Origin of the sequence: Rhodococcus sp. EPR-157, assembly GCF_001647195.1 — a bacterium.
Taxonomy (GTDB): domain Bacteria; phylum Actinomycetota; class Actinomycetes; order Mycobacteriales; family Mycobacteriaceae; genus Rhodococcoides.
Map to the genome: position 1 here is coordinate 19,138 of NZ_LVCV01000571.1, position 24,992 is coordinate 44,129.

At 63.9% G+C, this 24,992-nt stretch carries 18 protein-coding genes and 1 pseudogene; 10 read left to right on the top strand and 9 right to left on the bottom strand.

Annotated features, from left to right (window positions below; all coding sequences use genetic code 11):
* Positions 1-31 precede the first annotated feature (31 nt).
* The 4 genes from A2J03_RS25120 (at position 32) to A2J03_RS25135 (ending at position 6,207) form a co-directional block, all read left to right on the top strand.
* Positions 32-1,855 carry an NAD(P)/FAD-dependent oxidoreductase gene (locus A2J03_RS25120; protein WP_068379615.1) on the top strand — a complete coding sequence of 608 codons (1,824 nt, stop codon included), beginning with the start codon at positions 32-34 and terminating at the stop codon, positions 1,853-1,855.
* Positions 1,856-2,000: 145 nt separating this feature from the next.
* Complete coding sequence (locus A2J03_RS25125; protein ID WP_068379618.1) at positions 2,001-3,575, top strand: sigma-54-dependent Fis family transcriptional regulator; 1,575 nt, start codon at positions 2,001-2,003, stop codon at positions 3,573-3,575.
* 54 nt (positions 3,576-3,629) lie between these two features.
* Positions 3,630-5,087: an aldehyde dehydrogenase gene (locus tag A2J03_RS25130; protein ID WP_068379562.1), complete on the top strand. Its 1,458-nt coding sequence runs from the start codon at positions 3,630-3,632 to the stop codon at positions 5,085-5,087.
* 10 nt (positions 5,088-5,097) lie between these two features.
* Positions 5,098-6,207: an NDMA-dependent alcohol dehydrogenase gene (locus A2J03_RS25135; RefSeq protein ID WP_068379564.1), complete on the top strand. Its 1,110-nt coding sequence runs from the start codon at positions 5,098-5,100 to the stop codon at positions 6,205-6,207.
* Positions 6,208-6,301: 94 nt separating this feature from the next.
* Here the strand turns inward: A2J03_RS25135 and A2J03_RS25140 are convergent, their stop codons facing one another.
* Together A2J03_RS25140 and A2J03_RS25145 are read right to left on the bottom strand one after the other, a co-directional pair.
* Complete coding sequence (locus A2J03_RS25140) at positions 6,302-7,447, bottom strand: acyl-CoA dehydrogenase family protein (RefSeq protein ID WP_442971408.1); 1,146 nt, start codon at positions 7,445-7,447, stop codon at positions 6,302-6,304.
* A gap of 73 nt (positions 7,448-7,520) precedes the next feature.
* Positions 7,521-8,333 carry an SDR family oxidoreductase gene (locus tag A2J03_RS25145; protein WP_068379570.1) on the bottom strand — a complete coding sequence of 271 codons (813 nt, stop codon included), beginning with the start codon at positions 8,331-8,333 and terminating at the stop codon, positions 7,521-7,523.
* A gap of 57 nt (positions 8,334-8,390) precedes the next feature.
* On the opposite strand from A2J03_RS25145, the gene A2J03_RS25150 reads away from it, so the two are divergent.
* From A2J03_RS25150 to A2J03_RS25160, 4 genes and pseudogenes are all read left to right on the top strand, one after another.
* Positions 8,391-9,536, top strand: coding sequence for an NADH:flavin oxidoreductase (locus A2J03_RS25150; protein ID WP_068379573.1), 1,146 nt, complete (start codon positions 8,391-8,393; stop codon positions 9,534-9,536).
* Positions 9,537-9,540: 4 nt separating this feature from the next.
* A pseudogene (locus A2J03_RS32125) lies at positions 9,541-9,624 on the top strand (DUF4440 domain-containing protein); the annotation flags it as partial.
* A gap of 36 nt (positions 9,625-9,660) precedes the next feature.
* Positions 9,661-11,334, top strand: a complete 1,674-nt coding sequence (locus tag A2J03_RS25155; protein ID WP_068379576.1) for a phospholipase D family protein — start codon at positions 9,661-9,663, stop codon at positions 11,332-11,334.
* Positions 11,335-11,409: 75 nt separating this feature from the next.
* Complete coding sequence (locus A2J03_RS25160) at positions 11,410-12,828, top strand: GGDEF domain-containing protein (RefSeq protein WP_068379579.1); 1,419 nt, start codon at positions 11,410-11,412, stop codon at positions 12,826-12,828.
* Position 12,829: 1 nt separating this feature from the next.
* On the opposite strand, the gene A2J03_RS25165 is transcribed toward A2J03_RS25160, so the two are convergent.
* The 5 genes from A2J03_RS25165 to A2J03_RS25185 all read right to left on the bottom strand — a co-directional run bounded on the left by A2J03_RS25165 (position 12,830) and on the right by A2J03_RS25185 (position 21,149).
* Positions 12,830-13,531, bottom strand: a complete 702-nt coding sequence (locus A2J03_RS25165; RefSeq protein ID WP_068379582.1) for a type 1 glutamine amidotransferase domain-containing protein — start codon at positions 13,529-13,531, stop codon at positions 12,830-12,832.
* The gene (locus tag A2J03_RS25170) at positions 13,528-14,412 is read right to left on the bottom strand and encodes a class I SAM-dependent methyltransferase (RefSeq protein ID WP_082898084.1); all 885 of its coding nucleotides are present in this window, start codon (positions 14,410-14,412) and stop codon (positions 13,528-13,530) included. The genes A2J03_RS25165 and A2J03_RS25170 overlap by 4 nt, the downstream gene beginning before the upstream one ends.
* Positions 14,413-14,480: 68 nt before the next feature.
* Positions 14,481-17,180 (bottom strand): molybdopterin-dependent oxidoreductase, encoded by a 2,700-nt coding sequence (locus tag A2J03_RS25175; RefSeq protein WP_068379585.1) that lies wholly within the window; start codon positions 17,178-17,180, stop codon positions 14,481-14,483.
* Positions 17,177-17,992, bottom strand: coding sequence for an FAD binding domain-containing protein (locus A2J03_RS25180; RefSeq protein WP_068379588.1), 816 nt, complete (start codon positions 17,990-17,992; stop codon positions 17,177-17,179). The genes A2J03_RS25175 and A2J03_RS25180 overlap by 4 nt, the downstream gene beginning before the upstream one ends.
* 34 nt (positions 17,993-18,026) lie before the next feature.
* Positions 18,027-21,149, bottom strand: a complete 3,123-nt coding sequence (locus A2J03_RS25185; RefSeq protein WP_082898086.1) for a multicopper oxidase family protein — start codon at positions 21,147-21,149, stop codon at positions 18,027-18,029.
* Between the two features lie 301 nt (positions 21,150-21,450).
* Between A2J03_RS25185 and A2J03_RS25190 the strand changes: the two genes are divergently transcribed.
* Positions 21,451-21,921 carry a flavodoxin family protein gene (locus A2J03_RS25190; RefSeq protein WP_068379594.1) on the top strand — a complete coding sequence of 157 codons (471 nt, stop codon included), beginning with the start codon at positions 21,451-21,453 and terminating at the stop codon, positions 21,919-21,921.
* Between the two features lie 24 nt (positions 21,922-21,945).
* Here A2J03_RS25190 and A2J03_RS25195 read toward each other — a convergent pair whose 3' ends face one another.
* Together A2J03_RS25195 and A2J03_RS25200 are read right to left on the bottom strand one after the other, a co-directional pair.
* Positions 21,946-22,857 carry an alpha/beta fold hydrolase gene (locus A2J03_RS25195; protein WP_442971409.1) on the bottom strand — a complete coding sequence of 304 codons (912 nt, stop codon included), beginning with the start codon at positions 22,855-22,857 and terminating at the stop codon, positions 21,946-21,948.
* 5 nt (positions 22,858-22,862) lie between these two features.
* Positions 22,863-23,525 (bottom strand): TetR/AcrR family transcriptional regulator, encoded by a 663-nt coding sequence (locus A2J03_RS25200; protein WP_068379600.1) that lies wholly within the window; start codon positions 23,523-23,525, stop codon positions 22,863-22,865.
* Positions 23,526-23,681: 156 nt separating this feature from the next.
* Here A2J03_RS25200 and A2J03_RS25205 point away from each other — a divergent pair.
* Positions 23,682-24,992, top strand: a 1,311-nt coding sequence (locus A2J03_RS25205) for a molybdopterin-dependent oxidoreductase (protein WP_156520576.1), incomplete at its 3' end; no start/stop codon positions are given.

Sequence of the window (24,992 nt, forward strand, 5' to 3'; positions counted from 1 at the left end):
GCACACGTACACGAACGACGAGGGAGTAGGCATGACCCAGACCATGGAACCGGCGACAGCCGCGAAATTCCAGACCCCACAGGAACGCGTCGACGCCTGGTTGGCCGACTTCGAGGCCGCTCTCGCATCCCGTGACCTCGATCGGGTCGCCGCCAAGTTCGCCGTCGACAGCTTCTGGCGTGACCTGGTCACCTTCACCTGGAACATCAAAACGGTGGAGGGGCGTGACGGCATCGTGGACATGCTGAGCGCGCGTCTCGACGACACCGATCCGTCGAACTTTCGCACGACCGAGACTCCCGACGAAGCTGACGGCGTCACCTCGGCGTGGATCGAGTTCGAGACCGCCACCAGCCGCGGAAAGGGCCATCTGCGGTTGAAGGACGATCAGGCGTGGACCCTGCTGACCACGATGCAGGAGCTCAAGGGCCACGAGGAACGTCAAGGCCACACCCGAGTCAAGGGTGCTGTCCACGGTTCCAACGCCGACACCCAGAACTGGGCGGAGAAGAAGGAGATCGAGGAAAAGGAACTCGGCTACACGATCCAGCCGTATGCGCTGATCGTCGGTGGCGGCCAAGGCGGCATCGCCCTCGGAGCGCGCTTCCGGCAGCTCGGTGTGCCCGCCATCGTCGTCGATCGCGCCGACCGGCCCGGCGATCAGTGGCGTGGCCGCTACAAGTCACTGTGCCTGCACGACCCGGTCTGGTACGACCATCTCCCCTACCTGCCGTTCCCGGCGAACTGGCCGGTGTTCGCGCCGAAGGACAAGATCGGCGACTGGCTGGAGATGTACACCAAGGTCATGGAGGTTCCGTACTGGACCCGCACCACGGCCAAGTCCGCGACGTACGACGAGAAGGCGCAGGAGTGGACCGTCGTCCTCGATCGTGACGGCGAGGAAGTCGTACTGCATCCGAAGCAGCTCGTGATGGCTACCGGAATGTCCGGCAAGAAGAACGTGCCGAACTTCCCGGGCATGGACCAATTCGAGGGCGAGCAGCACCACTCGAGCGAGCACCCGGGTCCCGACGCGTATGTCGGTAAGAAGGTCGTCGTCGTCGGTTCCAACAACTCGGCGCACGACATCTGCAAGGCGCTCTACGAGTCGGGTGTGGATGTGACGATGCTGCAGCGGTCCTCGACGCACATCGTCAAGTCGGATTCGCTGTGCGAGATCGCGTTGGGCGACCTGTACTCCGAGCGTGCCGTCGAAGCTGGAATGACCACGAACAAAGCCGATCTGACGTTCGCGTCGCTGCCGTACCGGATCATGCACGAGTTTCAGATCCCGGTGTATCAGCAGATCGCCGAGCAGGACAAGGACTTCTACGACCGGCTCGAGAAGGCAGGCTTCCAGCACGATTTCGGCGACGACGGTTCGGGCCTGTTCATGAAGTACCTGCGCCGGGGATCGGGCTACTACATCGACGTCGGCGCATCGGAACTGGTCGCGGACGGCAAGATCAAGCTCGTCGGCGGTCAAGTGTCGAGGATCAGCAAGAACGGCGTCGTGTTGGACGACGGAACGGAACTGCCCGCCGACGTCATCGTCTACGCCACCGGCTACGGCTCGATGAACGGCTGGGTTGCGGACCTGGTGGATCAGGAGACCGCGGACAAGGTCGGCAAGGTGTGGGGCCTCGGCTCGGACACCACCAAGGATCCCGGCCCGTGGGAGGGCGAGCAGCGCAACATGTGGAAGCCGACGCAGCAAGAGAACCTGTGGTTCCACGGCGGCAACCTGCACCAGTCACGGCACTACTCGCTGTACTTGGCGCTGCAGATCAAGGCGCGATACGAGGGCATCGATACTCCGGTGTACGGACTGCAGGAGGTTCATCACCTGCGGTGACGCCCCCCCTAGTGGCGCGGTTGAGTGCATCGGGGTGCACTCAACCGCGCCACTTGCGTGGAGCGCCTCGAGTACCGCAATGTCCCAACGCCGACCATCACGGATCGATAGAGTCGGACGTATCGCGAAGATCGAGGAGCACACCGTGGTGCGTAGTCAGATCGCAATGTCGTGGCAGCGCTCTGCGTCGAGCGGCCTGGAGCCTGCCCATTCGCTAGAGCACTCGAGCCTGCGCGACGTCGATCGTCGCAGCCGGCTCCTCGCCGCAGCCAATCCGATCCTCGACCGGATGGAAAGCATGTTGGAGGGATCCGGGTACTGCGTTCTTCTGGCCGACCGGGATGCGCGTCTCGTCGACCTGCGATTCGGAACCCGCGAACTTCGCGACATCGTGTTCGGTGTCGGTGCGGTCGTCGGGCGGTCGTTCACCGAAGAAGCGTCGGGAACCAACTCGATTTCCACGACATTCGAACTTCGATCGCCCCTCGCAGTCCGAGGCGATGAGCACTACATGGAGTCGATGAAGGGTTTCAGCTGCTACGGCTACCCGCTCATTCATCCGATCACCAAGCACATCGAGGGTGTCCTCGACATCACTTTCCTTGCCACCGAGGACAATCCGCTTCTCGAACCGCTCCTCGTCCATTCCGCGAACGACATCCAAGGTCGACTGCTCGAAGAGACCCGCAGCGGGGAACAGCGCCTGTTCCACGCGTTCCAGTACGCCTCCGCACAGCGCCGCGGCGGGCCGGTCATCGCTATCGGCGACGAGCTGCTCCTCGAAAACACCACCGCCGCACAGCTCATCGACAGTGTCGACCACGCCGCACTGCGTTCGTTGACCGACGATTCGATCCGTCGCAGCGGTGTGATCGACTCCCTCACACTCAATTCCGGTGTGCACGCCTCCCTGCGATGGGAACGACCGGTCGCCGCGACCGGCGTCGTCATCGAGATCGACATCAAGGACCACCCTGTGCGCCAGTCGGCCCGGGTGCCGACGTCGAAGCCGCTGTGCGTCGTCGGCGAGCCCGGAACAGGAAAGTCGACGACGTTGGCCAGACTCACCGCGGCCCGAAGTCCGCACTGGTTCGACGCGGCCGACATCATCGTCACGACGCCTACCGCGTGGTTGTCCTCGATCGAATCCCAGGTGGTGGCCGGAGCCGACGTGGTGGTGAAAAACATCCATCTTGCCGACGGACCCGTCGCGCATCGGCTTCACGCACTTCTCAAGACCGCACGTGGATGGTTCGCGCTGTCCAGTTCCTCACGGGACACTTCCGACCCGGAACATCGACAGCTGCTGTCGCTGTGTACCGACACCGTCGAACTGGCACCGCTGAGGTCACGCCGTCACGAGATCCCCGATCTCGTCCGCGGCATGATGGCCGAGCTCGATTCGCATGCCCGGTTCACCCCGGCTGCGATGCGCGCGCTGATCGACTACGACTGGCCCGGCAACGTCGGCGAACTACGAGACGAGGTCGCCGACGCGGCGTCCCGCAGATCCGTCGGGGACATCACCGAACACGACCTGGTCAGACCCCATGGACGTGGGATGTCGAGCCGGATGACGGCTCTCGACTCGGCGATGCGCGACGCGATCGTCCACGAACTCGCGCGCTGCAGCGGCAACAAAGCGGCAACCGCCGAAAGCCTCGGCATCAGTCGCACCACCCTGTACAAGCGGATGAAAGAACTGGGCATCCACGGGTAGAGAATGTCCAGTATCTGAACACTCAGCGGTCGTGACCCACGTCACGATCTATGCATGGATACGAACACAGCAATACATGCGGAGTCGTTGTTCATCGGAGGCGAGTGGAGACCGCCGAGCTCTTCCTCGCGGATCGAGGTGCGTTCCGCAAGCACCGAGGAGATCATCGGTTCGGTCCCCGAGGCGCAAGAAGCCGACGTCGATGCCGCCGTCGTGGCCGCACGTCGGGCATTCGACGCGCCCGACGGCTGGAGCCACTGGGAGCCGTCGGACCGCGCCGATGCTCTCGACCGCCTCGCCGACGAACTCGAAGCCCGCGGCGAAGAGATTGCCCGCGCAGTCTCGGCGCAGAACGGGATGCCGATCTCGATTGCGCTGCAGCTGGAAGCCGGGTTCCCCGTCGCGGTGGTGCGCTACTACGCCTCCCTCGCGCGCACGGCGACGTTCGAGGAATCACATCCGCACATGCTCGGCGGCACGACCACCGTCCGACGCGAACCGATAGGTGTCGTCGGAGCGATCGCGCCGTGGAACTTTCCCCAGACCCTCGCTGCGTTCAAGCACGCACCTGCGTTGGCTGCCGGGTGCACCATCGTCATCAAGCCGTCGCCGGAAACGGTGCTGGACTCGATCCCGTTCGTGGAAGCCGTTATCGCGTCGGGTATTCCGCCGGGCGTGATCAATATCGTTCCCGGCGGACGAGAAGTCGGCGCCTACCTGGTCTCACACCCCGGCGTCGACAAGGTCGCTTTCACCGGATCCACCGCAGCAGGGCGCTCGATCGCCGAGACATGCGGGCGACTGCTACGGCCCGTCACCCTGGAACTCGGCGGCAAGTCCGCCGCGATCGTGCTGGACGACGCAGACCTCGATTTGTCCAAGATCGGCGAAGACCTCTTCGGCGCAACCTTTCTCAACAACGGCCAGACTTGTTTTCTCGGTACCCGAGTTCTGGCGCCGCGCAGTCGCTACGACGAAGTTGTCGGGGTGTTCGAGGCGTTCGCCAATTCGCTGGCTGTCGGGGACGCGCTCGATCCGGCAACCCAGATCGGACCGATGGCCAGTGAGCGCCAACGAGATCGGGTCGAAGGGTACATCGCCAAGGGCAGCGGCGACGGAGCGCGACTGGTCGCCGGCGGTGGCCGGCCGAGCGATCTCGACCATGGCTGGTTCGTGTCGCCGACGGTATTCGCCGACGTCGAGAACAACCACGCCATCGCACAGGAGGAAATCTTCGGCCCGGTCCTGTCGGTGATCCCGTACAGCGACGAGGCCGACGCGATCCGGATCGCAAACGATACCGATTTCGGTCTCGGCGGCACTGTGTGGACCTCCGACGACGAGCGGGGCTACGGCGTCGCCAAGCAGATCCGCACCGGAACCATCGGTATCAATCGGTACCTGGTCGACCCGGGTTCACCGTTCGGCGGCGTCAAGGACAGCGGTATCGGACGCGAACTCGGCCCCGACGCTCTACGCAACTTCCAGCACGTCAAGTCCATCTACCGATAGGAGAATCTCCATGAAGACGAAAGCAGCAGTACTGTTCGAGCCGCACAAGCCCTTCGAAATCCTCGAACTCGAGCTCGATGGTCCAGGTCCCGGCGAAGTCCTGATCAAGTACGTGGCCGCCGGGCTGTGCCACTCGGATCTCCACCTGCTCGACGGTGACCTACCTCCGCGCTTCCCGATCGTCGGCGGGCACGAGGGGTCGGGCATCATCGAAGAGGTCGGACCCGGCGTCACCAAGGTCAAGCCTGGCGATCACGTCGTCTGCTCGTTCATCCCCAACTGCGGTACCTGTCGATACTGTTCGACGGGGCGACAGAACCTGTGCGACATGGGCGCAACGATTCTCGAAGGCTGTATGCCCGACGGCTCCTTCCGCCGCCGCGACAGCAAGGGAACCGAATTCGGGGCAATGTGCATGCTCGGCACGTTCGCCGAGCGGGCAACGATCTCACAGCATTCCGTCGTCAAGATCGACGACTGGTTGCCACTCGAAACAGCGGTTCTCGTCGGCTGCGGTGTGCCATCGGGTTGGGGCACATCGGTATACGCAGGCGGTGTTCGTGCCGGTGACTCGGTGATCATCTACGGCATCGGCGGGCTCGGGATCAACGCGGTCCAGGGCGCCGTCCACGCCGGCGCCAAGCACGTCCTCGTCGTCGACCCACTGGAATTCAAGCGCAACCAAGCCCTCAAATTCGGTGCGACGCATGCCTTTGCGGATGCAGCTTCAGCTCAGGAGAAGCTCACCGAACTGACGTGGGGGCAGGGCGCGGACCAAGCACTGATTCTCGTCGGAACTGTGGACGAGGAGGTGGTGCAGGCAGCGACCGCGGCAATCGGCAAGGGCGGAACCGTCGTCATCACCGGACTCGCCGATCCCGCGGCATTGACCGTCCACGTCTCCGGGACGGATCTGACGCTGAACCAGAAGACGATCAAGGGCACGCTGTTCGGATCGGCAAATCCGCAATACGACATCGTGCGGCTGCTGCGCCTCTACGACGCAGGCCAACTCAAGCTCGACGAGCTGATCACCAACACCTACTCGCTCGAGCAGGTGAACGAGGGCTACCAGGATCTGCGCGATGGGAAGAACATGCGCGGGGTGATTCACCTCTGAGTCCGACTCAGGCGCTCCGCACGAGTGGCGCGGTTATGTGCACCCCGATGCACTTAACCGCGCCACTGGCGGCGGAGCCGCCGACCGAGAACCCCTACAGATACTTGCGCAGCTCCATCTTCGCGATCGACATCTTGTGCACCTCATCGGGACCGTCGGCCAGCCTCAGGGTGCGGACGTGGGCGTACATCATCGCCAACGGGAAATCGTCGGTGACACCGCCACCCCCGTGCACCTGAATCGCCCGATCGATCACCTTCAGAGCCATGATCGGCGCAGCAACCTTGATGGCCGCGATCTCGGTTCGTGCTTCCTTGTTTCCGACGGTGTCCATCAGGTGCGCAGCCTTGAGTGTCAGCAGACGCGTCATCTCGATGTCGATGCGCGACTCCGCGATCCAGTCCTGGATGTTCGCACGCGCCGCGACCGGCTTTCCGAACGTCACTCGCGCCGACGCGCGACGGCACATCAACTCCAGCGCCCGCTCGGCGACGCCGATGGTGCGCATCGCATGATGGATTCGCCCAGGTCCGAGCCGCGCCTGGCTGATAGCGAAACCCTCACCCGGCCCCTTCAACACGTCCTTCGTCGGAACTCGCACGTCCTCGAACAGGATCTCTGCGTGCCCCTCACGATCGACGTAGCCGAACACCGGAAGGTTGCGCACGACGGTGACGCCCGGCGCATCGATCGGAACGACCAGCATCGACTGCTGCCTGTGCGTGGCAGCCTCGGGATCGGTCTTGCCCATGACGATGAGAACGCGGCAGTTCTCGTGCATCGCGTTGGACGCGAACCACTTTCGGCCGTTCAGCACGTAGTCGTCACCGTCGAGCACCATACTCATCGCAATATTGGTTGCATCCGAACTTGCGACATCGGGCTCGGTCATGACGAAGGCCGAACGAATCGTGCCGTCCAACAGCGGCTTCAGATACTTTTCCTTGTGCTCGTCGGAGCCGAAGAGGGTGAAAACCTCCATGTTTCCGGTGTCCGGCGCGTTGCAGTTGCACGCCTCGGGCGCGAGCAGGCTTCGCCCCATGATCTCGGCGAGCGGTGCGTACTCCAGATTGGTCAGTCCGGGTCCCCATTCGGGGTGCGGATGGAAGAGGTTCCACAGGCCCCGGGATCGTGCTTCCTTCTTCAGATCCTCGATGATCTGCGGCTGCGCATGCGGATTCCCGAGCTCACGCATCTGCTGCTCGTACACCGACTCCGCCGGGTAGACATACGAGTCCATGAATTCGAGTAGGTCGGCTTCGTACTTCTTGCCGCGGTCGGTGGTTTCGAAGAACGACACTTGGCTTGTCTCCTCAGTCGGTTTCGCCCAGTAGGGCCTTCTGGTAGCGACGCATGCCGCGCAACCACCGGTCGTAGTCCGCACCCTTGTTGCGGTACATGTCCAGCACAGTTGCGTGCGGGAGGATGAGGAACTGCTCGGCGTCCATGGCCGCGAGCACGATCTCGGCCACTTCGGACGGCTCGAGCACGTCTCCTGCCGACAGCACGGCCTTCGTCGCGGCAGCGCCCAACGCGTTCCCGGATTCCTGGCCCTCGTACAGCAGCTTGGTGTTGACACCCATCGGGCACAGGCAACTGACACGGATTCCGCGGTCTCCGTACGTGACATTGAGCCACTCGGCAAACCCGACCGCGGCGTGCTTGGTCGTCGCGTATGTGGCAGAACCGATTTGAGTCAGCAGTCCGGCCGCAGACGCGGTGCTGACGAAGTATCCTTCGCCGCGCTCGAGCCACTGCGGAACCAGAATCTGCGCAGCCCTGATGTGCGCGCGGAGATTGACATCGATGGACAGATCCCAGTCCGCCTCGGTCGCCTCCAGTCCGGGCGCGCCGCTGATACCTGCGTTCGCGAAATACAGGTCCACCGGTCCGAATGTGTCCTCGGCAAGTGCGATCAGTGCGGTGATGTCCTCGGTCTTCGATGCGTCGCCACCGAGGGACACTGCCGTTCCGGCGTCCAGCCGCTCGACAACGTTCGATGCCGACACAGGATCCAGATCGGATACGACGACTTTGGCACCGGAGGCGACGAGCCGTTCGGCAAGCGCTCCCCCGATTCCACCGCCACCTCCGGTGATGACGGCAACCTTGCCTGTAACCTTCATCACCCAGGTATAGCACGCGGGGGAATACCGTCGGATGCCCACGGGTTCGACTCCGACGTGACCGAAACAGCATCGAACACAGCGACAACCCTTACCGCCGGGCTCTTCACTCCTTTCGCGGTGAAGTCCTTGAAACTGCGCAATCGTTTCGCGATGGCACCGATGACGCGCGCATTCTCGCCCGGTGGCGTGCCGCGGGAGAACGTCGCCGAGTACTACCGCAAGCGTGCAGCAGGTGGCACCGGTCTGATCATCACCGAGGGCACGTTGATCCCCGATCCGGCAGCCGGTCCCGATACCCGCGTCCCCCACATTCACGGCAGCGAGAGTCTCGATGGCTGGAAGGGCGTGGTCGACGCCGTTCACTCGGAGGGGTCGTCGATCATCCCGCAACTCTGGCATCTCGGTGTCCAGCGCGGTGAGCAGCCACGCCTCAATCCGGAGGTCACCACCGTCAGCCCGTCGGGACTCGGTCTCGATGGCAATCCCCTTGGGCGTGCGTTCACCAGCGCGGACCTCGATCAGCTCGTCCAGTACTGGGTCGATGCCGCGGTCAATGCGAAGAGTGTGGGATTCGACGGTGTCGAGCTGCACGGTGCGCACGGTTACCTCCTCGACGAGTTCCTTTGGCAGACAACGAATGTCCGCGACGACCGCTTCGGTGGGTCACTGGAAGCACGCACGCGCTTCCCGGCCGAGGTGGTCGCTGCCATCCGCGCCGAGGTGGGTGACGACTTTGCCATCGTCTACCGCTATTCGCAGTGGAAGGCCGGTTTCTACGACGCCAAGATTGCTCGTTCACCGCAGGAACTCGAGAACGTCCTCACTCCGCTCGTCAACGCCGGCGTCGATGTGTTCCATCCGTCGACCCGCCGGCACTGGGAACCGGAATTCCCGGAACTGAGCGGCACGGAAGGTGTTCGCGGACTTGCGGGATGGACCAAGGAGATCACGGGTCTGCCTACGATCACCGTCGGATCCGTCGGGCTGGACAAGGTGTTCGACGGCGCCTGGGGTGACGACGCCGCGTCGGGTACGACCGGTCTGGAACCGCTGCTCGCGCAGTTCGAGCGCGAGGAGTTCGACATCGTCGCCGTCGGACGCGCGCTGCTCGCCGATCCGGAGTGGGTGCACAAGGTGCAGTCGGGGCGTCTCGACGACCGGATCGCGTTCTCCCGCGACCACATCACCACGCTGATCTAGCCGCGCCCGCGCACAGGTGGTCAGGCGTCAGCCGGACGGATCGTGGCTGCGCATCATCGATCAGCCCGAGTTCAACCCGACCACCTGAGCGACTTCGCCGAACCCTCTGACATCATTTCCAGTCGTGATACCCCAGCGGCTACGCCGTACTGTCGACGCGCTCGCGCAGCGCCTCGGCCGAAGCAGCGCCGCTCTGTACGACCAGGTCCAGAAGTTCGACTCGGCCCACCCGTGGTTCCTCAGCAGCGAGGAACGCGGCAACCCCGACACTCGAATAGCGGCATGGACCGAGGGCAACCGCGCCGTCCCCCTCGTTCACGGAAAGCCGTACTTCGCAGCTCTGGCCGCCGCCCTCGACAAGGCGGGCGCCGGAGACCTCGTACTGTTCACCGACTGGCGCGGCGACCCCGAGCAGGTGCTGACCGACGACGGGGTCACCATCGAACAAGCCCTTGCCGATGTCGCAGGCCGCGGCGGCATCGTCAAGGGCATGGTCTGGCGCTCGCACATCGACACACTCGGCTTCACCGGCCCGAAGAACCGAAAACTGGCGCAACGCCTGGAAGATGCCGGCGGTGAGGTCATCCTGGATCAGCGCGTCCTCGCGCTCGGCAGTCACCACCAGAAGTTCGTCGTCGTCCGCTATCGGGATCCCGCGAAGCCGGACGTCGCATTCGTCGGCGGAATCGATCTTGCGCGTGCACGCCGCGACGACGCCGACCATTTCGGCGACCCGGTCAGCAGGCCGTTCCCTCCGGAGTACGGCGAGATCCCGGCTTGGCACGACATGCAGGTACGGCTCGAGGGCCCGACCGTCCGCGACGTCGAGGACGTGTTTCGTGAGCGCTGGGAAGATCCGGCCGCTCTGTCACGGCTACCGTGGCACGCCATCCCCGACATACTCCGCGGAGTCACGCGTGAGCCGTCCGAACTGCCCGTCCAGATCGACGCGCCCGAGCCGGCGGGGACGTGCGCGGTGCAGTTGCTGCGGACCTATCCACGGCGACGGCCGGCGTATCCCTTCGCGACGAAAGGCGAGCGCAGCGCTGCTCGGGCCTACGCGAAGGTGCTTCGCCGCGCACGTCGGCTCATCTACGTCGAGGATCAGTACTTGTGGTCGGTGGACGTCGCGCGTGTGTTCGCGGCAGCCCTGCGACGTTCACCCGATCTACGACTGGTCATCGTCGTACCGAAGTATCTCGACGACGACAGCGCCATCACCATCCCGTCGGCGCTTCTCGGTCACTCGGCTGCGCTCGACGTGATCCGCGACGCGGGCGGTGACCGCGTGCTGGTCCTCGATCTGGAGAACGATCGAGGAATCCCCGTGTACGTCCACTCGAAGGTCTGCATCGTCGACGATGTCTGGGCTGCGATCGGGTCGGACAACTTCAACCGGCGCTCCTGGACGCACGATTCGGAATTGACGGCAGCGATCATCGACGCCGAGCGCGACGAACGGGCACCGACGGATCCCGGCCGCCTCGGTGACGGCGCGCGGGTGTTCGCGCGCGAACTGCGGCTCGAACTGGCGCGCGAACATCTGGGGCGTGCTACCGGTGACGATGCGGACCTGATCGATCCGACGTCCTTCTTCGACACCGTGAGCAGTAGCGCAGAACGTCTCGACGCCTGGCATCGTGCGCCCTCCGGGTCGCCGAGGCCGTCCGGACGACTGCGCCGTCACAACATCGACGTACCCCCGCAGTGGCAGCAACGAGCAGCAGCGGTGGCGTATCGCCTGTTCGTGGACCCGGACGGACGACCGATCGGAATGCGGTTTCGGCGTCGGTTCTGACACACTGAACATCCTTCACGATGTGTTGTCGGCCGAAATTGGGTTTCACGATGGATTCTCCGGGTACGAGCAGTTGTGGCCGCTAGTCGTCTCTCCCCCGATGCCGTCGACGCAGCCCGACGGTCGGCGCTGATCGGGGTAGCGGTATTCGTCGCCTGTCTGCTCGGAATTGCCACCCGACTGCCGGGAACGCTCGCCGTGTTCTGGCCCGCCAACGCGCTTCTTCTCGGAATTCTGCTGCGCAGTCCCCGATCCGCCACCCCGGCGACCTGGATATGTGCAGCACTCGGGTTCTTTCTTGCCGACGCTGTCACCGGCAGTCCCCTCGTCCCCAACGTCGTGCTCAACCTATGCAACCTGGCGGGGGTAGTGGCGGGCTTCGCGTTGTACCGCTTCATCGGGCAGACGCGCCCGTGGCTCGAACGCGTCCAATCCCTCACTCTGCTCGCCGCCCTGATCGTCGCCGCTTCGGCCGCCGCCGCAGTCGCGGGAGGGTTCGCCAACGCGGCCCTTCACGGGCAACCGTGGGAGGAGGGCGCGACCCGCTGGTTCGTCGGTGAGTTCCTGAACTACATGTCCGTCATGCCGGCAGTACTGACCGCCCCGACGCTGACGTACCTTCGCCGGATTCAACGTCGGCGCGAGGCGAGTGCTCTTCTCCGGCGCACTGTCCCAGCAGCGGCGCTGCTTGCGCTCGGGTTGATCCTGGTGTGGTTCGTCGGCGGTGCCGGCGCCATCACTTTTGCCACACCCGCGCTCGTCGTCGCGGCTTTGATGACGGGTGTCTTCGTCACGTCGTTGTTCATCCTGACCACTACGGTGTGGATGCTGATTCTCACCGCGGACGGCCACCTCGGAATGCCAGGCCTCGACCATGCGATGCCGGTGACCCTGTCGGTGATCATCGGGCTCTCGTTCCTGGCGATCGCCCCAGTGGCGGTGGCATGCGTGACGAACGAGCGCCGAATTGCGCTGGCCGCGCTGCGTCGAGCCGTGGCTCACGACGATCTCACCGGGGCCTTGCGGCGGGACGAGTTCTACCGGCGCGTGCAGAACCTGACGCGAGATTGGGGCGCCGGGTCCGCAGCAATCATGATGTTGGACCTCGACCACTTCAAGTCGCTGAACGACACGTACGGCCACAGTGCCGGCGACGCCGCACTCGAACGCTTCGCCGACGACGTTCGATCACAGCTGCGCGGGGGCCACCTGTTCGCCCGGCTCGGCGGCGAGGAATTCGCCGTCTACCTTCGCGATACCTCGGAAGACCACGCCTTCGCACTTGCGGATTCGATCCGAATCGGCCAGTACAACCGCGCCACCGAGCCCCTGACCGGCCACGGAGTCACTGTCAGTATCGGAATCGCAACTGGATCCGACACCGTCGAGAATCTGGTCGTGGCCGCCGACCGAGCGCTCTACGACGCCAAGAGGCAGGGGCGAAATCGCATCGTGCTCGCGCGCGGAGCCGACGAGTTCGACTGCACCAGGTAGCTCAGGACAACGCCTCCACGACGCGATCTGCCAGTGGCTTCGTCGACGCGGGGTTCTGGCCGGTGTAGACGTTGCGATCGACGACGACGTGCGGAGCCCACGCGTCGGTGTTGGAGAACTGCGCTCCCGATTCGCGCAGACGAGTCTCGAGCAGCCACGGCGCCTTGTCCGCAAGGCCCGCCTGCGTCTCTTCCTCGTTCGTGAAGCCCGTCATTTCATAGCCGTCGAATGCCCAGACGCCATCGGACCGGGTCGCGGGCAGCAGCGCCGCCGGAGCGTGACACACCGCCGAGACCAGCTTGCCGCCGTCGAGGAAGTCGGACACCACAGCACCGAACTGATCCGATACGGCCAGGTCCTGCATGGGACCGTGCCCGCCCGGGACGAAGAGTGCGTCGAAGTCCGCAGCCAGCTGCTCCTCGAGCAAGGCGGGACTCTGCAGAATCGACTCGATCGAGTCCAGGTACTTCCTCTGATCGGCCACCTTGGCGTCGTCGCCACCGTTGGCATCCACCGACAGTGAGCCCTCGTCGACCACCGGCGCCTTGCCTCCCGGAGTGGCCACGACGACGTCCCATCCCGCTTCGACGAACGTCCGATGCGACTCGACGAGCTCCTCGGCCCAGAATCCGGTCGGGTGATCGGAACCGTCGTTCAAAGTCCAGTGGTCGGCGGCCGTGACAGCAAAGAGTAATTTCGTCATGATCGATTTATGCCCGGTTCCGACGAAACTGAACCACTCGACTCACAACTCAGCGGTGTCGGCCGCGCCACCACCGTGAAATTGTCTGCCTGCGAATGGGTTTGCGACGGATCGATGGCAACCCCGTCGTCGCCGTAGATCGCCAGGATCTCGAAACCTGCAGCCTGCGTCAGGAGACGTAGATCCTGCAGCGAAGTGAAGTGCATCACCGGCGCGAAGTCATGCGCCGCAAGGGGTCCCACGGCCCACTCACCGTGATCCTCTTCACGACGTCGATTGCGGCGCCAGTTCGTCACTCGCCGGACTGCTCTCGATGGGTCGAGAAGCCTGCGTCCGACAGTCTGAAGCAGTCCGCGCGCCGACACCCTGACCGGCTCGGTAGGGCGTGCGATCTGGAACGGAGACTCTCCGAACGAGGGGCCGTCCTTGTTGAGGGTTGCGAACACCACGACCCCGTCGTCGGCGACGACACGCCTGAACTCGGCGAGGACGAGTCCCCGGTCACCGTGTTCGACGGTGTCCATGCCGTTGTTGCTGAACAGCACGAGACCGTATCTCCCGCTCTCTATTTCGGCCATATCCCGGGCGTCACCGACGTGAGCTGGAAGGCGCGGGAAGCCGCGACGGAAGGCGTCGATCATGTTCGGCGAGTAGTCGAGAGCGGTGTAGTCGTCGGTGAGCAGCAGGAGTAGTGACGTCGTCCGACCGCCGCCGACACCCACGTCGAGCACGGGCGAACCCCGCACGATCCGAGCCGCGGACACCAGGGCCGCTGCCTCGCCCCGATCGAGAAAACCCTCGGTCGGCGCTGCATACGCCTCGTACTCCGCGGCGACCCTCGGATCGTCGAAGACAGACTGGTTGTGATCTGCTCGATCCATTGCTGACCCCCTCAGCGCTCACGAGTTTCGACCACTCTACAGAGCAAACCGAGGGACGGGCGGGTCAGTTACAAGGACGTCAACTTGGAGAACAGGCGGTCGGGAGTGAACGGCAGAGACTCGAACCGTATTCCGGTCGCGTCGAGAAGGGCGTTCGATACCGCCGGGGCCACCGGGTTGATGGCACACTCGCCCTGCGACTTCGCGCCCATCGGTCCGATGGTGTCGTAGGTGTCGGCGAAGAACACTTCCGTCGGTGGAAGATCCGCGAACGCAGGGATCCGATAGTTGCGGAAGTTCGGGTTCACCACCGCACCTCTGCTGTCGTGGACCATGTTCTCGGTCAATGCCCAACCGAACGCCATGCCGACCGCGCCGTCGATCTGGCCGCGACACTGGAGCGGATTGATCGGACGGCCGATGTCTGCGCCGTGCACACTCTGCAGGAGCCGGATCTCGCCGGTCACCCGGTGCACGGCCAGACGAACACCCTGGACGTTGGACGCGATGGTCCTCGGAGTCAGATACGCCTTCCTCGTTGCGTGCAGCTTCCTCCCTGATTCGGCACGAGCCGCGTACAACTCCGCCAGCTTCACCCGTCGATCGCCACACACCACGGCATCGTTGTCGAGAACACACTCGTCGAGGGGGACACCGCTGAATTCGCTCGCGAACTTCAGAATGTCGTCCCGCAGTGCCAGTGCGGTCAGATGGACGGCTTTGCCCGCCACGACGGTACCGGTACTCGCGAAGGTGCCGGTGTCGTAGAGTGTCCTGTCCGTGTCTGCATTGACGATGTCCACCTCGGCCGCACGTGTGCCGAGAATTCCAGCGGCAATCTGCCTGTGTGCGTTCGTTATTCCGTTCCCCATCTCCGAAGACCCGACAGCAAGGTGGTACGTGCCGTCCTCGAGTAGTGTCAACTCGGCACCCGAGCGGTGCTCGGTGGGAGGTCCACACTCGAGCAGAGCCAATGCGACGCCTGTTCCGACGAGCCAATCCTCGCCGTCCGGCTTCTCCACCCCGTTGCCTCGCGCGAGGGATGCCTCGACGTGGTCGAGGCATTGATCGAGCCCGTAGCTTCCGAAGGCCGCGTCGCTCGGGCCGTCCCATACCGACTCGACGAGATCGGTCGGCCCCACCATGTTCTTGCGACGAAGCGCCAGCGGACTCATCCCGAGCAGGTGCGCCAGTTCGTCCATCGCGCATTCGATCGCGAACGTGGTCTGCGAGGCGCCATATCCGCGGAAACCGCCTCCTGGAATGACATTGGTGTAGACCGCGTAGCCCAGAGCCTTCTTGTTCGGGCACCGGTACGCGGCCAGTGGACTGCCCAGCGCGGCGGCGAGTGTTTCGCTGGCGTGGTTGGCGTAGGCCCCGGTGTTGGAGACCACGTACACGTCGAGTGCTGTCAGCGTCCCATCCCGCGTTGCACCGAGCTTCACGCGCGTGGTCATCTGATGCCGAGTGGTCGAGCCGATGAACTCTTCCTCGCGCGTCCATTCCCATTTGACCGGACGGCCGAGCTTCATGGTCGCCCACAGCACCAGGTCCTCGGAGATCATCTCTTGTTTGCCGCCGAAACCGCCCCCGACCCGTTCGGTGAACACGTGCACGTCGCGTGCCCGCAATCCCAGCAGGTAGCAGAGCTTGGCCTGCACGATGAACGGTCCCTGCGTACTCGTCCGAACGTGCCAGCGGCCGTCGTCCCCGCGCCACGCGATGGAGCCGTGGGTCTCGAGGTGGGCGTGCTGGACTCTGGAGGTCGAGTAGGTCCGCTCGTGCACGGCATCGGCCGTGGCGAACCCTGCTTCGACACTACCGACCTCGCCGTGGATGTCGACGAAGATGTTGCCGTTCTCCTCGAATCCTTTGTCGTGCAACAGCGGAGCATCCGGTTCCATCGCTACGAACGGGTCGAAGACGGCCGGGAGTTCGTCGTAGGTGACCATCAGTGCTCGGCAGCCCTCCTCGGCTGCCGCCTCGGTCTCGGCGACGACTGCGGCTATGCGCTGTCCGACGAACCGAATGACGTCGTCGAGGATCAGCGTGTCGTCCGGATCCACCAGATGGTCCTCGTGCAGTGCCGTGCTGTACAGGCGCTGCGGAACATCTTCGTGGGTGAACACATGGACCACACCGGGAACAGCCATCGCTGCGCTTCGGTCGATGCCGGTGATGCGTGCATGCGCGTGCGGAGACCTCAGGACTTTCAGGTGCAAGACATTCGGGACGGTGACATCCATGGTGTATCGCGCGTGTCCGGTCACGATGTCCTCGGTGAACGGGTTGGCGAGGCTTGCCCCGCACGCCTTCCCGGCCACGTCCGGTTCGGCTTCGGTCAGACCGTGAAGGGCGTCGGCGATTGACCTGTATCCGGTGCACCGGCACAGGTTTCCCTTCAACGCCCTCGGCAGATCTTCTTTCTGCTCATCCGACAGCGACGCCGCCGTCATGATCATCCCGGCCGCACAGAATCCACACTGAAACGACTGGGCGTCATGGAACGACTGCTGCATCGGATGCAGACCGTCGCCGTTCGCGAGCCCCTGCACGGTAGTGACCTTCTTCCCCGCCGCTCGGAACGCCGGGACTAGACACGAATGAAACGGCGTGCCGTCCAGCCATACCGTGCACGCACCGCAATCCCCTGCGTCACAACCCTTCTTGACGCCATACACCTCGCGGTCACGCAGGAACGTGCGCAGACACTGGCCCGGTTCGGGTTCGGCCGAGAAGAGCTTTCCGTCGACCTCGAATTCACTCATGACAACTCCGTACGGATCTGCTCGGCGAAGTAATAGGTCAGGTGCTGTTTGTAGGGCGCAGAGCCGTTGACATCGTCGAAGAAGCCGTCGACGGCGGTCGCGGATTCGATCCCTGCGCGAAGATCCTGCGGGCTCGGAATACGCTCGTACGCAACCTGTACCGGCCGCGGCGTCGCAGCCGTCGCCGTCAGTCGGAAGTCGGAACCGTCTGCCGCGCACGTTCCGATGACGAGTGCTGCGGATCGGCCCGCGTGAACGAGCGACTGCTGGCGCCACGCATAGCGCTTGGTGAGAGCACTCGCGGGCAGCGAGACGGACCGCAGCAGCTCGCCTCGTTCGAGGATGTTCGCATGATCACCGGTCACGAACTCCGTTGCCGCGACTTCACGCGGCGCCCCGGACCGCGGCACGAGGGTGTACACACCTTCCAATGCAGCAGTCAGCGAGATCATTGCACCCGCGGGAAGTGACATACAGATGTTCCCGCCGACCGTCGCCGCGTTCCAAATTTTGAACGACGCCAGCAACGATCGACAACAATCACGAAACAGCGGCGCCGCAGTCCACTCGGCGGGAGCCGCGAAGTCGAACAGTTCCGCGATCCGGCACGTCGCGGCGATCTCCAACCCGTCGTCGGACACCGTCAGTGCCTGCCACCCGAGACTGTCCAGATCGATCAACGTATCGCTCGAGACCTGGGGTTCGGAGAACAGCCAGGTTCCTCCTGCCAACCAGGCGTAGCCATCGCGCCACCCGTCGATCTGATCGAGTGACGTAGGCCGTTTGACTTCACCGATCGTGCCGAGATTCATTGCGCCACCTTCGACATCTGTCCTCCTGAGTATTTCAACGGCCACCGAGTGGGAGTGCGACTTCATTGCCCGGTCGCGAATCGAGACGGCCCACCTCGGCCGGAACCAGGATGTCCGCGGACGGTTCGGGACGGATCAGGTTGTACTTGCGCACCTCGCCGCCGACACCGGACACGAGCAGATCAGCTCCCGACGTGGTTGCCGTCGTCGCGATCGTGACGCCCGGAGAGCCGGGTAAGGGCACGAACGACGACGTCTGCGCGAAATCGACAGTGCCGCCGTGATGATTCGGAGATTCGAGGTACATCGCGGGGCCACCGTCGAGTCTCGATCCGGCCGAGAACGTCCGAACGGTACCGTTTCCCCCTGCCATCCCTGCGACGATCGACTGCGCACCGCCTTCCACACCGGCGACCCAGCCCGTGGACAGTGACACCCCGCCAACGTAGGTCTCGTCGAACGCCATGAACTCCGAGGTCTGCGTCGGGCCCTCACCGTGTGCGTGTTCGTCGGATCCGGAACTGGCGGCGGTCGGCTGGAAGAGGTCGTACCGGAAGGTCTTCACCAGCGGTGCATCCCCGGCCCCCGGCGCGGTCACGATGCTCGTGCGGCCGGACGAAGCGTCGACCATGCCGGTGGCGATGGTGACGCCGCGGTCCGAGCCGGGATACGGGGTGAAGGCGTCGAAGACGTCGGGCGCGGTGCCGTTCTCTGCCGGCAGGCTCGACGAGTACACCGTCACCTCGGACTCCGTACCCGGCCCGGTTCCTACGATGATGTTGTCACGCAGGGCATTTCCGTCGATATCGGCAGCAGCGACCACGATGCCACCGTCGGCAGAACCGCCAGCGGGTTCGAATCGGATCAGCTCTTCGGTGAAGGGTGCCGCACCGACGCCGTTGTAGCCCACGACTTCCGGGACGGTTCCCGGCCCGGTTCCGACAACGAGATCGAGCACCATGTCGCCGTCGATGTCACCCATCGATACCGACGGCGTGCCCTCGAAGCCCGGGAACGGTGTCACCGTGGTGATCGGCCGATCGCCCGCCGCGTCGTAGACCTGAACCGTTGCGTCGACCCCGTCCGAACCAGGCTGTGCAACAGCATAACTCGACACTGCCGGGATTACGCTGACCAGCGCCATCAAGCCGTTGTCCTCGTGATTGAGACGGTGACAGTGGATGACGAAGGTTCCGATGTAGTCGGTGAACTTCGTCCGAAGCGTGACCGATGCCGGCTCCAGCGCGTTCTCTTGATCGTCGGTGACGGGAGCTGGAACGTTGACGTTATCCTGCCCCCAAGGCTGCACCCCCGTCACGGTCCCCGCAACCGGATCCACGATCTCGGTCACCTGAAAGTCGTTGACGTGGATGTGCATCGGATGTTCGTCGTTGTTGAGATTGGTGATCTTCCATTCCTCGACGGAGTCGAGCCGGGGCTGGATCAGCGGAATGTTGGGGAAGGTGTTGGCCGCGAACTCGTAGGTGAACGCCTTCGGGTCGCTCGCGCTTGCCTTGTCGTTCGAGAACCCTCCGGATACGACCAGTTCGCGCGTGACGTCGACGGGCATGGCAGCGGTGTCGACGAACGAGGTGTAGGCGTCGAGCTTCTGACCTGGCTCGAACGGGACGGTCACACCCTCGCCCTCCTCGGGCGTGACCTGAAGTAGCTTCTGAGTCGGGAAGGTGAAGAATCCGTCGGCGTAGCTGATGATCGACGGGTCGACGGTGACTGTGCCGAGCGTCGCCGGTGGATTGCCGGTCCCGTTGTTGGTGTACAGGATGCCGTCGTTGACCACAGGCTTCGCGCCCTCGAGCGGAGGCATCTCGAGGATGAGCTCGCCTTCCTCTGGCATCGTGACTGCGATCGAGTAGCGGGAACCCGGCGGGATCACCAGCCGCGTGCCGTCCCCATCGACCGGACGTTGGACCTCGCCGAACGGATTGCCGTCCTGTCCGACGAGTGCGAACTCGGGATGATTTCCGGTCGCGGTTTCGGTGAGTTGCACTGGCATGTAGGCGAAGTCGCTGATATTGGCCAGCACCCAGATCGCGGTCTGGCCGGGTTTTGCGGTCAGCTCGGGTTGGAATCCGCCGTTGACGGTGAACTGGACGTCGCGCTGGTTGTCCGGGAGCGACGGGTCGGCAGGCACATCGACGGTGTCGCTGCTGAAGCTCTGCAGATTGCCCGGAATGAATTGGTTCTGACCGCGGTGATTGTCCGGGGACAGCGGACCGGTGTACCAGTTGGTCATGTACTGAGCGCCGTCGCTCGTCTCGGCGAAGTTCACCGGCGCAAGGCTCGGACGATAGGTGCCGTCGGACAGTTGCTGCTCGGTCGGAGGTTCGAGGGTACTGACGTACTGCGGCCAGTTGGGATCGTTCAGTTGGGTGCCGCTCCCTTTTCTGTCGAAGACGAAGTTGTACTGCAACGCCATGTCCCGGATCGGGAGGTCGTTCTCGGTGACGATCGGCAGATCACCGTCGGGACGACCGATTTCGAGAAGTCCGGCGAGTCCGGCGTACGTCTGCTGGGCCGTCAGTGTGTGGAGATGACTGTGATACCAGTACATTCCGTTCGGCATTTCCTCCGGCACCGCGTAGTCGTAGCGGTTGCCCATACCGGCGGGGATGTCCAGTAGTACGTTGTCGGCGTTGCCGTTCGGGCTCACGTGCAATCCGTGAGTGTGCAGATTGAGCGGGGCTTGGTCGAGCGTAGGCGGAACGAGCGGCACCTCGCCGCCTGCGGGAGTGAACGCCGGGTCGTAGAAGTCCTCGATGGTCAGGCCCTGCAGGTCGTTGTCGTAGTGGATGATCAGTTGCTCGCCCGGGTCGACCCGCAGAGTGGGTGCCGGGTAGATATCCTGCCCGCTCGTCGATCCATCCGAGGCCGTGCCTTGGACGACCTCGTAGCCGTAGAGCAGAAAGTTCTCCACCGGAGCAGACGCGGTGTCGAGCGAAACCTTGCCCTGATGGGCCGACAGTCGGACTTCGAGCACGCCGTTCTCGCTGGAGAGCTTCACCGGTTCGGTGTACTGCGCGACGGCCCCCTGATCCGCGTAGTTCGATCCCGCAGACGTGGGTGCCTCCTGCGCGCACGACGCCACGAGCAGTGCGACGACAACACACACCGCACCTCTGCGAGCAACAGAGAACATCGGCACTCCTCGGGCTGGGAGGACTTCGCCGAGCATAGGTCCAGCTGTCGGACGAACAGTGCCGAGTGAGGGTGAGATTGCGGGTGAGAAGGAGCCACGCTGCATTCGAACGTATGCACTAACAGGCTGTGGAAGGAACTGTGGATAACTCGAGGACCAATACCGGCCCCCTGTGGATGGGCTGTGGATCAACATCCGCTGCCACTACGAACTAGCTGCTCAGGTCCCATGCCGGCGAATTACATGCCTGTGAGTAACTCTGCGCGAAAAGTGTGGACAAAGTGTCACTAAGCTCGTGTGTATGGCGAAATCGATCATCGTGTGCACCTCCATCTCACACGGAAACACCAAGAAGATCGCCGACGCCATAGGCGACGTGCTCGACGCCCCGGTCGTCGCACCCGCCGCTGCCGATCTCGCCGGCTACGACATGGTCGGGTTCGGGTCGGGGATCTACTTCGGGTCGTTCCACTCCGACTTACGGGCCTTCGTCGAGTCGTTGCCGCAGCAGGACGGGCGCACAGCATTTCTGTTCGCGACCAGTGGACTGCCCGAGACCCGGCTCACTCGCTTCTCCGGCCGTCTCGTCGAACTTCTGGAGGACAAGGGATTCGACGTTGTCGGAGGGTTCTCGTGCCGAGGCTTCGACACGTTCCTGCCCTTCAAGCTCGTGGGCGGGATTCGCAAAGGACAGCCCGACGAGGACGACGTCGCCTCCGCCCGGGCGTTCGCCGAGCATCTGCGAGATGCGGTGGGCAACGATCGGGGGTGACGTCGCTGCAGGAACCGCCGTGGCTCAGCAAGTCTCCGCACTGGCTCGGATTGTCGCTCTTTCGCCCCGTTCGGCCAGCGCGGTGATGAATCGTGCGATCTCGGCTGGCTTCTCTTCTGCCATGAAGTGGCCGGCTTGAATGGGTTCGTAGGTCGAATCGGTGGCCCACGCACCCCAGAGCGCGGCAGCATCGAAGCCTAGTTGCGATCCCCAGTCCTGCGAGATCACGCCTACCGGCATCGTGAGCCGAGCCCCGGCATCACGGTCCGCCAAGTCCATGTCGAGGTCGATTCCCGCCGTAGCTCGGTAGTCGGCGACTATGGAATCCACTGCAGCAACAGAGCTCTCGACGTAGTGCTCCCGAACGCCAGGGGTGAATGTCGATCCATCGGGATCCCACGAATCCAGGAACGAACCGAAGAACTCGGGGCCGACGGCCTTGATCATCTTCTCCGGCAGTCCTGCGGGCTGAGCCATGAGGTACAGATGCCATGCCACCTTGGCATCGATACCACGCAGAACGTCCCACGTGTCTGCAGTCGGGAGTACGTCGAGTATCCCGAGATACTGGACGGCTTCGGGATGGTCCAGCCCCGCACGAACACCGACGAGGGCACCCCGGTCATGACCGACCAAGCCGAATCGGTCGAATCCGAGCGCTGCGGTGACCCTCACGACGTCGTTGGCCATGGTCCGCTTCGAGTAGGTCCCCGAATCGGTTTCGGCCGGTTTGGCACTCGCCCCATATCCACGAAGGTCAGGGACAATGACCGTGTGTCGAGCTGCGAGCTCGTGCGCGACGTACCGCCACATGATGTGCGTCTGTGGAAAGCCATGAAGCAATACGAGAGCCGGCCCGGTTCCAGCGACGGCAACGCTCAATTCCACGCCCCCGTCGCCGGTCATGGTCCGATACCGAAACCCATCGATTGTCATTGCCTTCATCGTGTGTCCTTCACTGTTCGATGGGCAGGGTGACCGGAGAAGATGCCTGCCGGAAGATCGTGCTTTTCGAGCGCCGTTGCGCGGAGGGCGGGGATCACTACCGAATCGACGAGTGCATCCAGATAGTGGTCGTCGATTTGCAGCCCGTTGAGCTGCCGGAGGAGAACGACGGCGCCGACGACCTCCTCGAAGGGGAAGGGGTCGACTCCTCGAGGCAGTTCGCCGCGGCGAACGGCTGCTTCGATCACCGAGTCCGGAAGTCGGGCACCGGTCGGGCCGGTGGATCGTTCGATCTCTTCACAGAGCACAGGATCCTCGAGGCCTGCTTGGAGCAACAGCAGCGGCATACGCCCGTCGGCAGCAGCCATGGTCGCCGCCAATCGCCGACAGAGGGCGAGCAGATCACCGCGTAGGCTGCCGGTGTCGATGTCGGCACCCGCCCCGTCGCGTGCGGGGCCAGCCTTCACTGCGGCGATAACCATGTCTCGCTTGGTTTTCCAACGACGGTACAGAGTCGCCTTGGATGCGCCTGCACGGCGTGCAACGCCCTCGAATGTGACACTGTCGTAGCCACCTTCGCCCAACTGAGCGTTCACGACGTCCAATATCTCGGACTCGCGTTCATCGTCGCGAGGACGCCCTCCAGTGACTACGACCATGTCGACCTCGTTTCGGTTTAGATCCGGTACGGTTCGTATCGTAACAGGCTCCAGCGGCGCCCGGCGCCAAGAACTTGGCACTGAGGGTCATCTCGCGCACAACGATTCGAGCGAGCATTCAAGGACCATCAACCCACGTCCCATGGGGGTCCACATATGTCGATCGTCTCCGACACACCTGCCACTGCTGTGTCCACACCGCCACTGGAGCGGTCCGAGCCCGCTGAGTTGACAGTTCTCGGCGCCTGCCCGCAGGACTGTCCGGACTCGTGCGCAATGGTCGTCACCGTCTCCGACGGAGTGGCAACCAGTGTCAGCGGCAGCAAGTCGATGCCGTACACCAACGGCGGTCTGTGCGTGAAAGTCGACAACTACCTCGACAAGGTGTACCACCCGGATCGGCTTCTATACCCTCTGAAACGGTCCGGTCCCAAGGGAAGTGGCCAATTCGAACAGATCTCGTGGGACGAGGCCATCGCCACGATCGCCGACAAATTTACCGCTGTCAGCGCGGAGTTCGGACCCGAGGCGATCATGCCGTGCAACTACCTTGGCACTCAGGGGATCACCCAGGGCTTGAACGTCGGCGATGCGTTCTTCAATCGGCTCGGCGCTACCGTCGCCGAGCGCACATACTGCGATGCGGGCTCCTGTACCGCATACGCGATGACTGTGGGCGACACCGCAGGCGTCGACCCGGAGAGCTTCGTCCATTCGAAGTTCATCCTCATCTGGGCGTCGAACGTCATGAGCACCAATCTGCATCTCTGGCCGTACATCGCCGAGGCCAAGAAGCGCGGCGCCAAAGTCGTCGTGGTCGATCCGGTCAAGACGCGCACGGCAAAGGCAGCCAGTCAGTACATCCCGATTCGGCCGGGCACCGATGGCGCGCTCGCGCTGGCCATGATGAACGTGATCATCGCGGAGGGACTCACCGACGATGCCTACATCGCCGATCACACGATCGGATACGACGAACTCGTCGAACGCGTCGCCGGATACACCCCGGAGTGGGCCTCGGACGAAACCGGAATCCCGGTCGACGACATCTACGCGCTTGCCCGCGAATACGCGCAGTCCCAACCCTCCGTCATCCGCATCGGCGTGGCGATCGAACGGAGTGCCGGTGGCGGACAGTCGGTTCGCGCGATTTCGTGCCTGCCTGCGCTGGTCGGGGCGTGGCGACGCCCGGGAGGCGGGCTGCTCCAGCTCCCGCTCTGGGCGTTTCCAGTCAACTGGCCGGCGTTCCTGCAGACCGAGTTGCAGACACCGGGAACGCGGGTGGTCAACCTGTACCAACTCGGCGAGGCGCTGACGGGCGGACTGGAACTCGATCCACCACTGAAGGCGTTGATGGTCTACAACTCCAACCCGGTCGTGGTGTGTCCCGACCAGGAACGGATGATCGCGGGCCTGTCACGTGAAGACCTGTTCACCGTCGTCAGCGACCACTTCCTCACCGATACG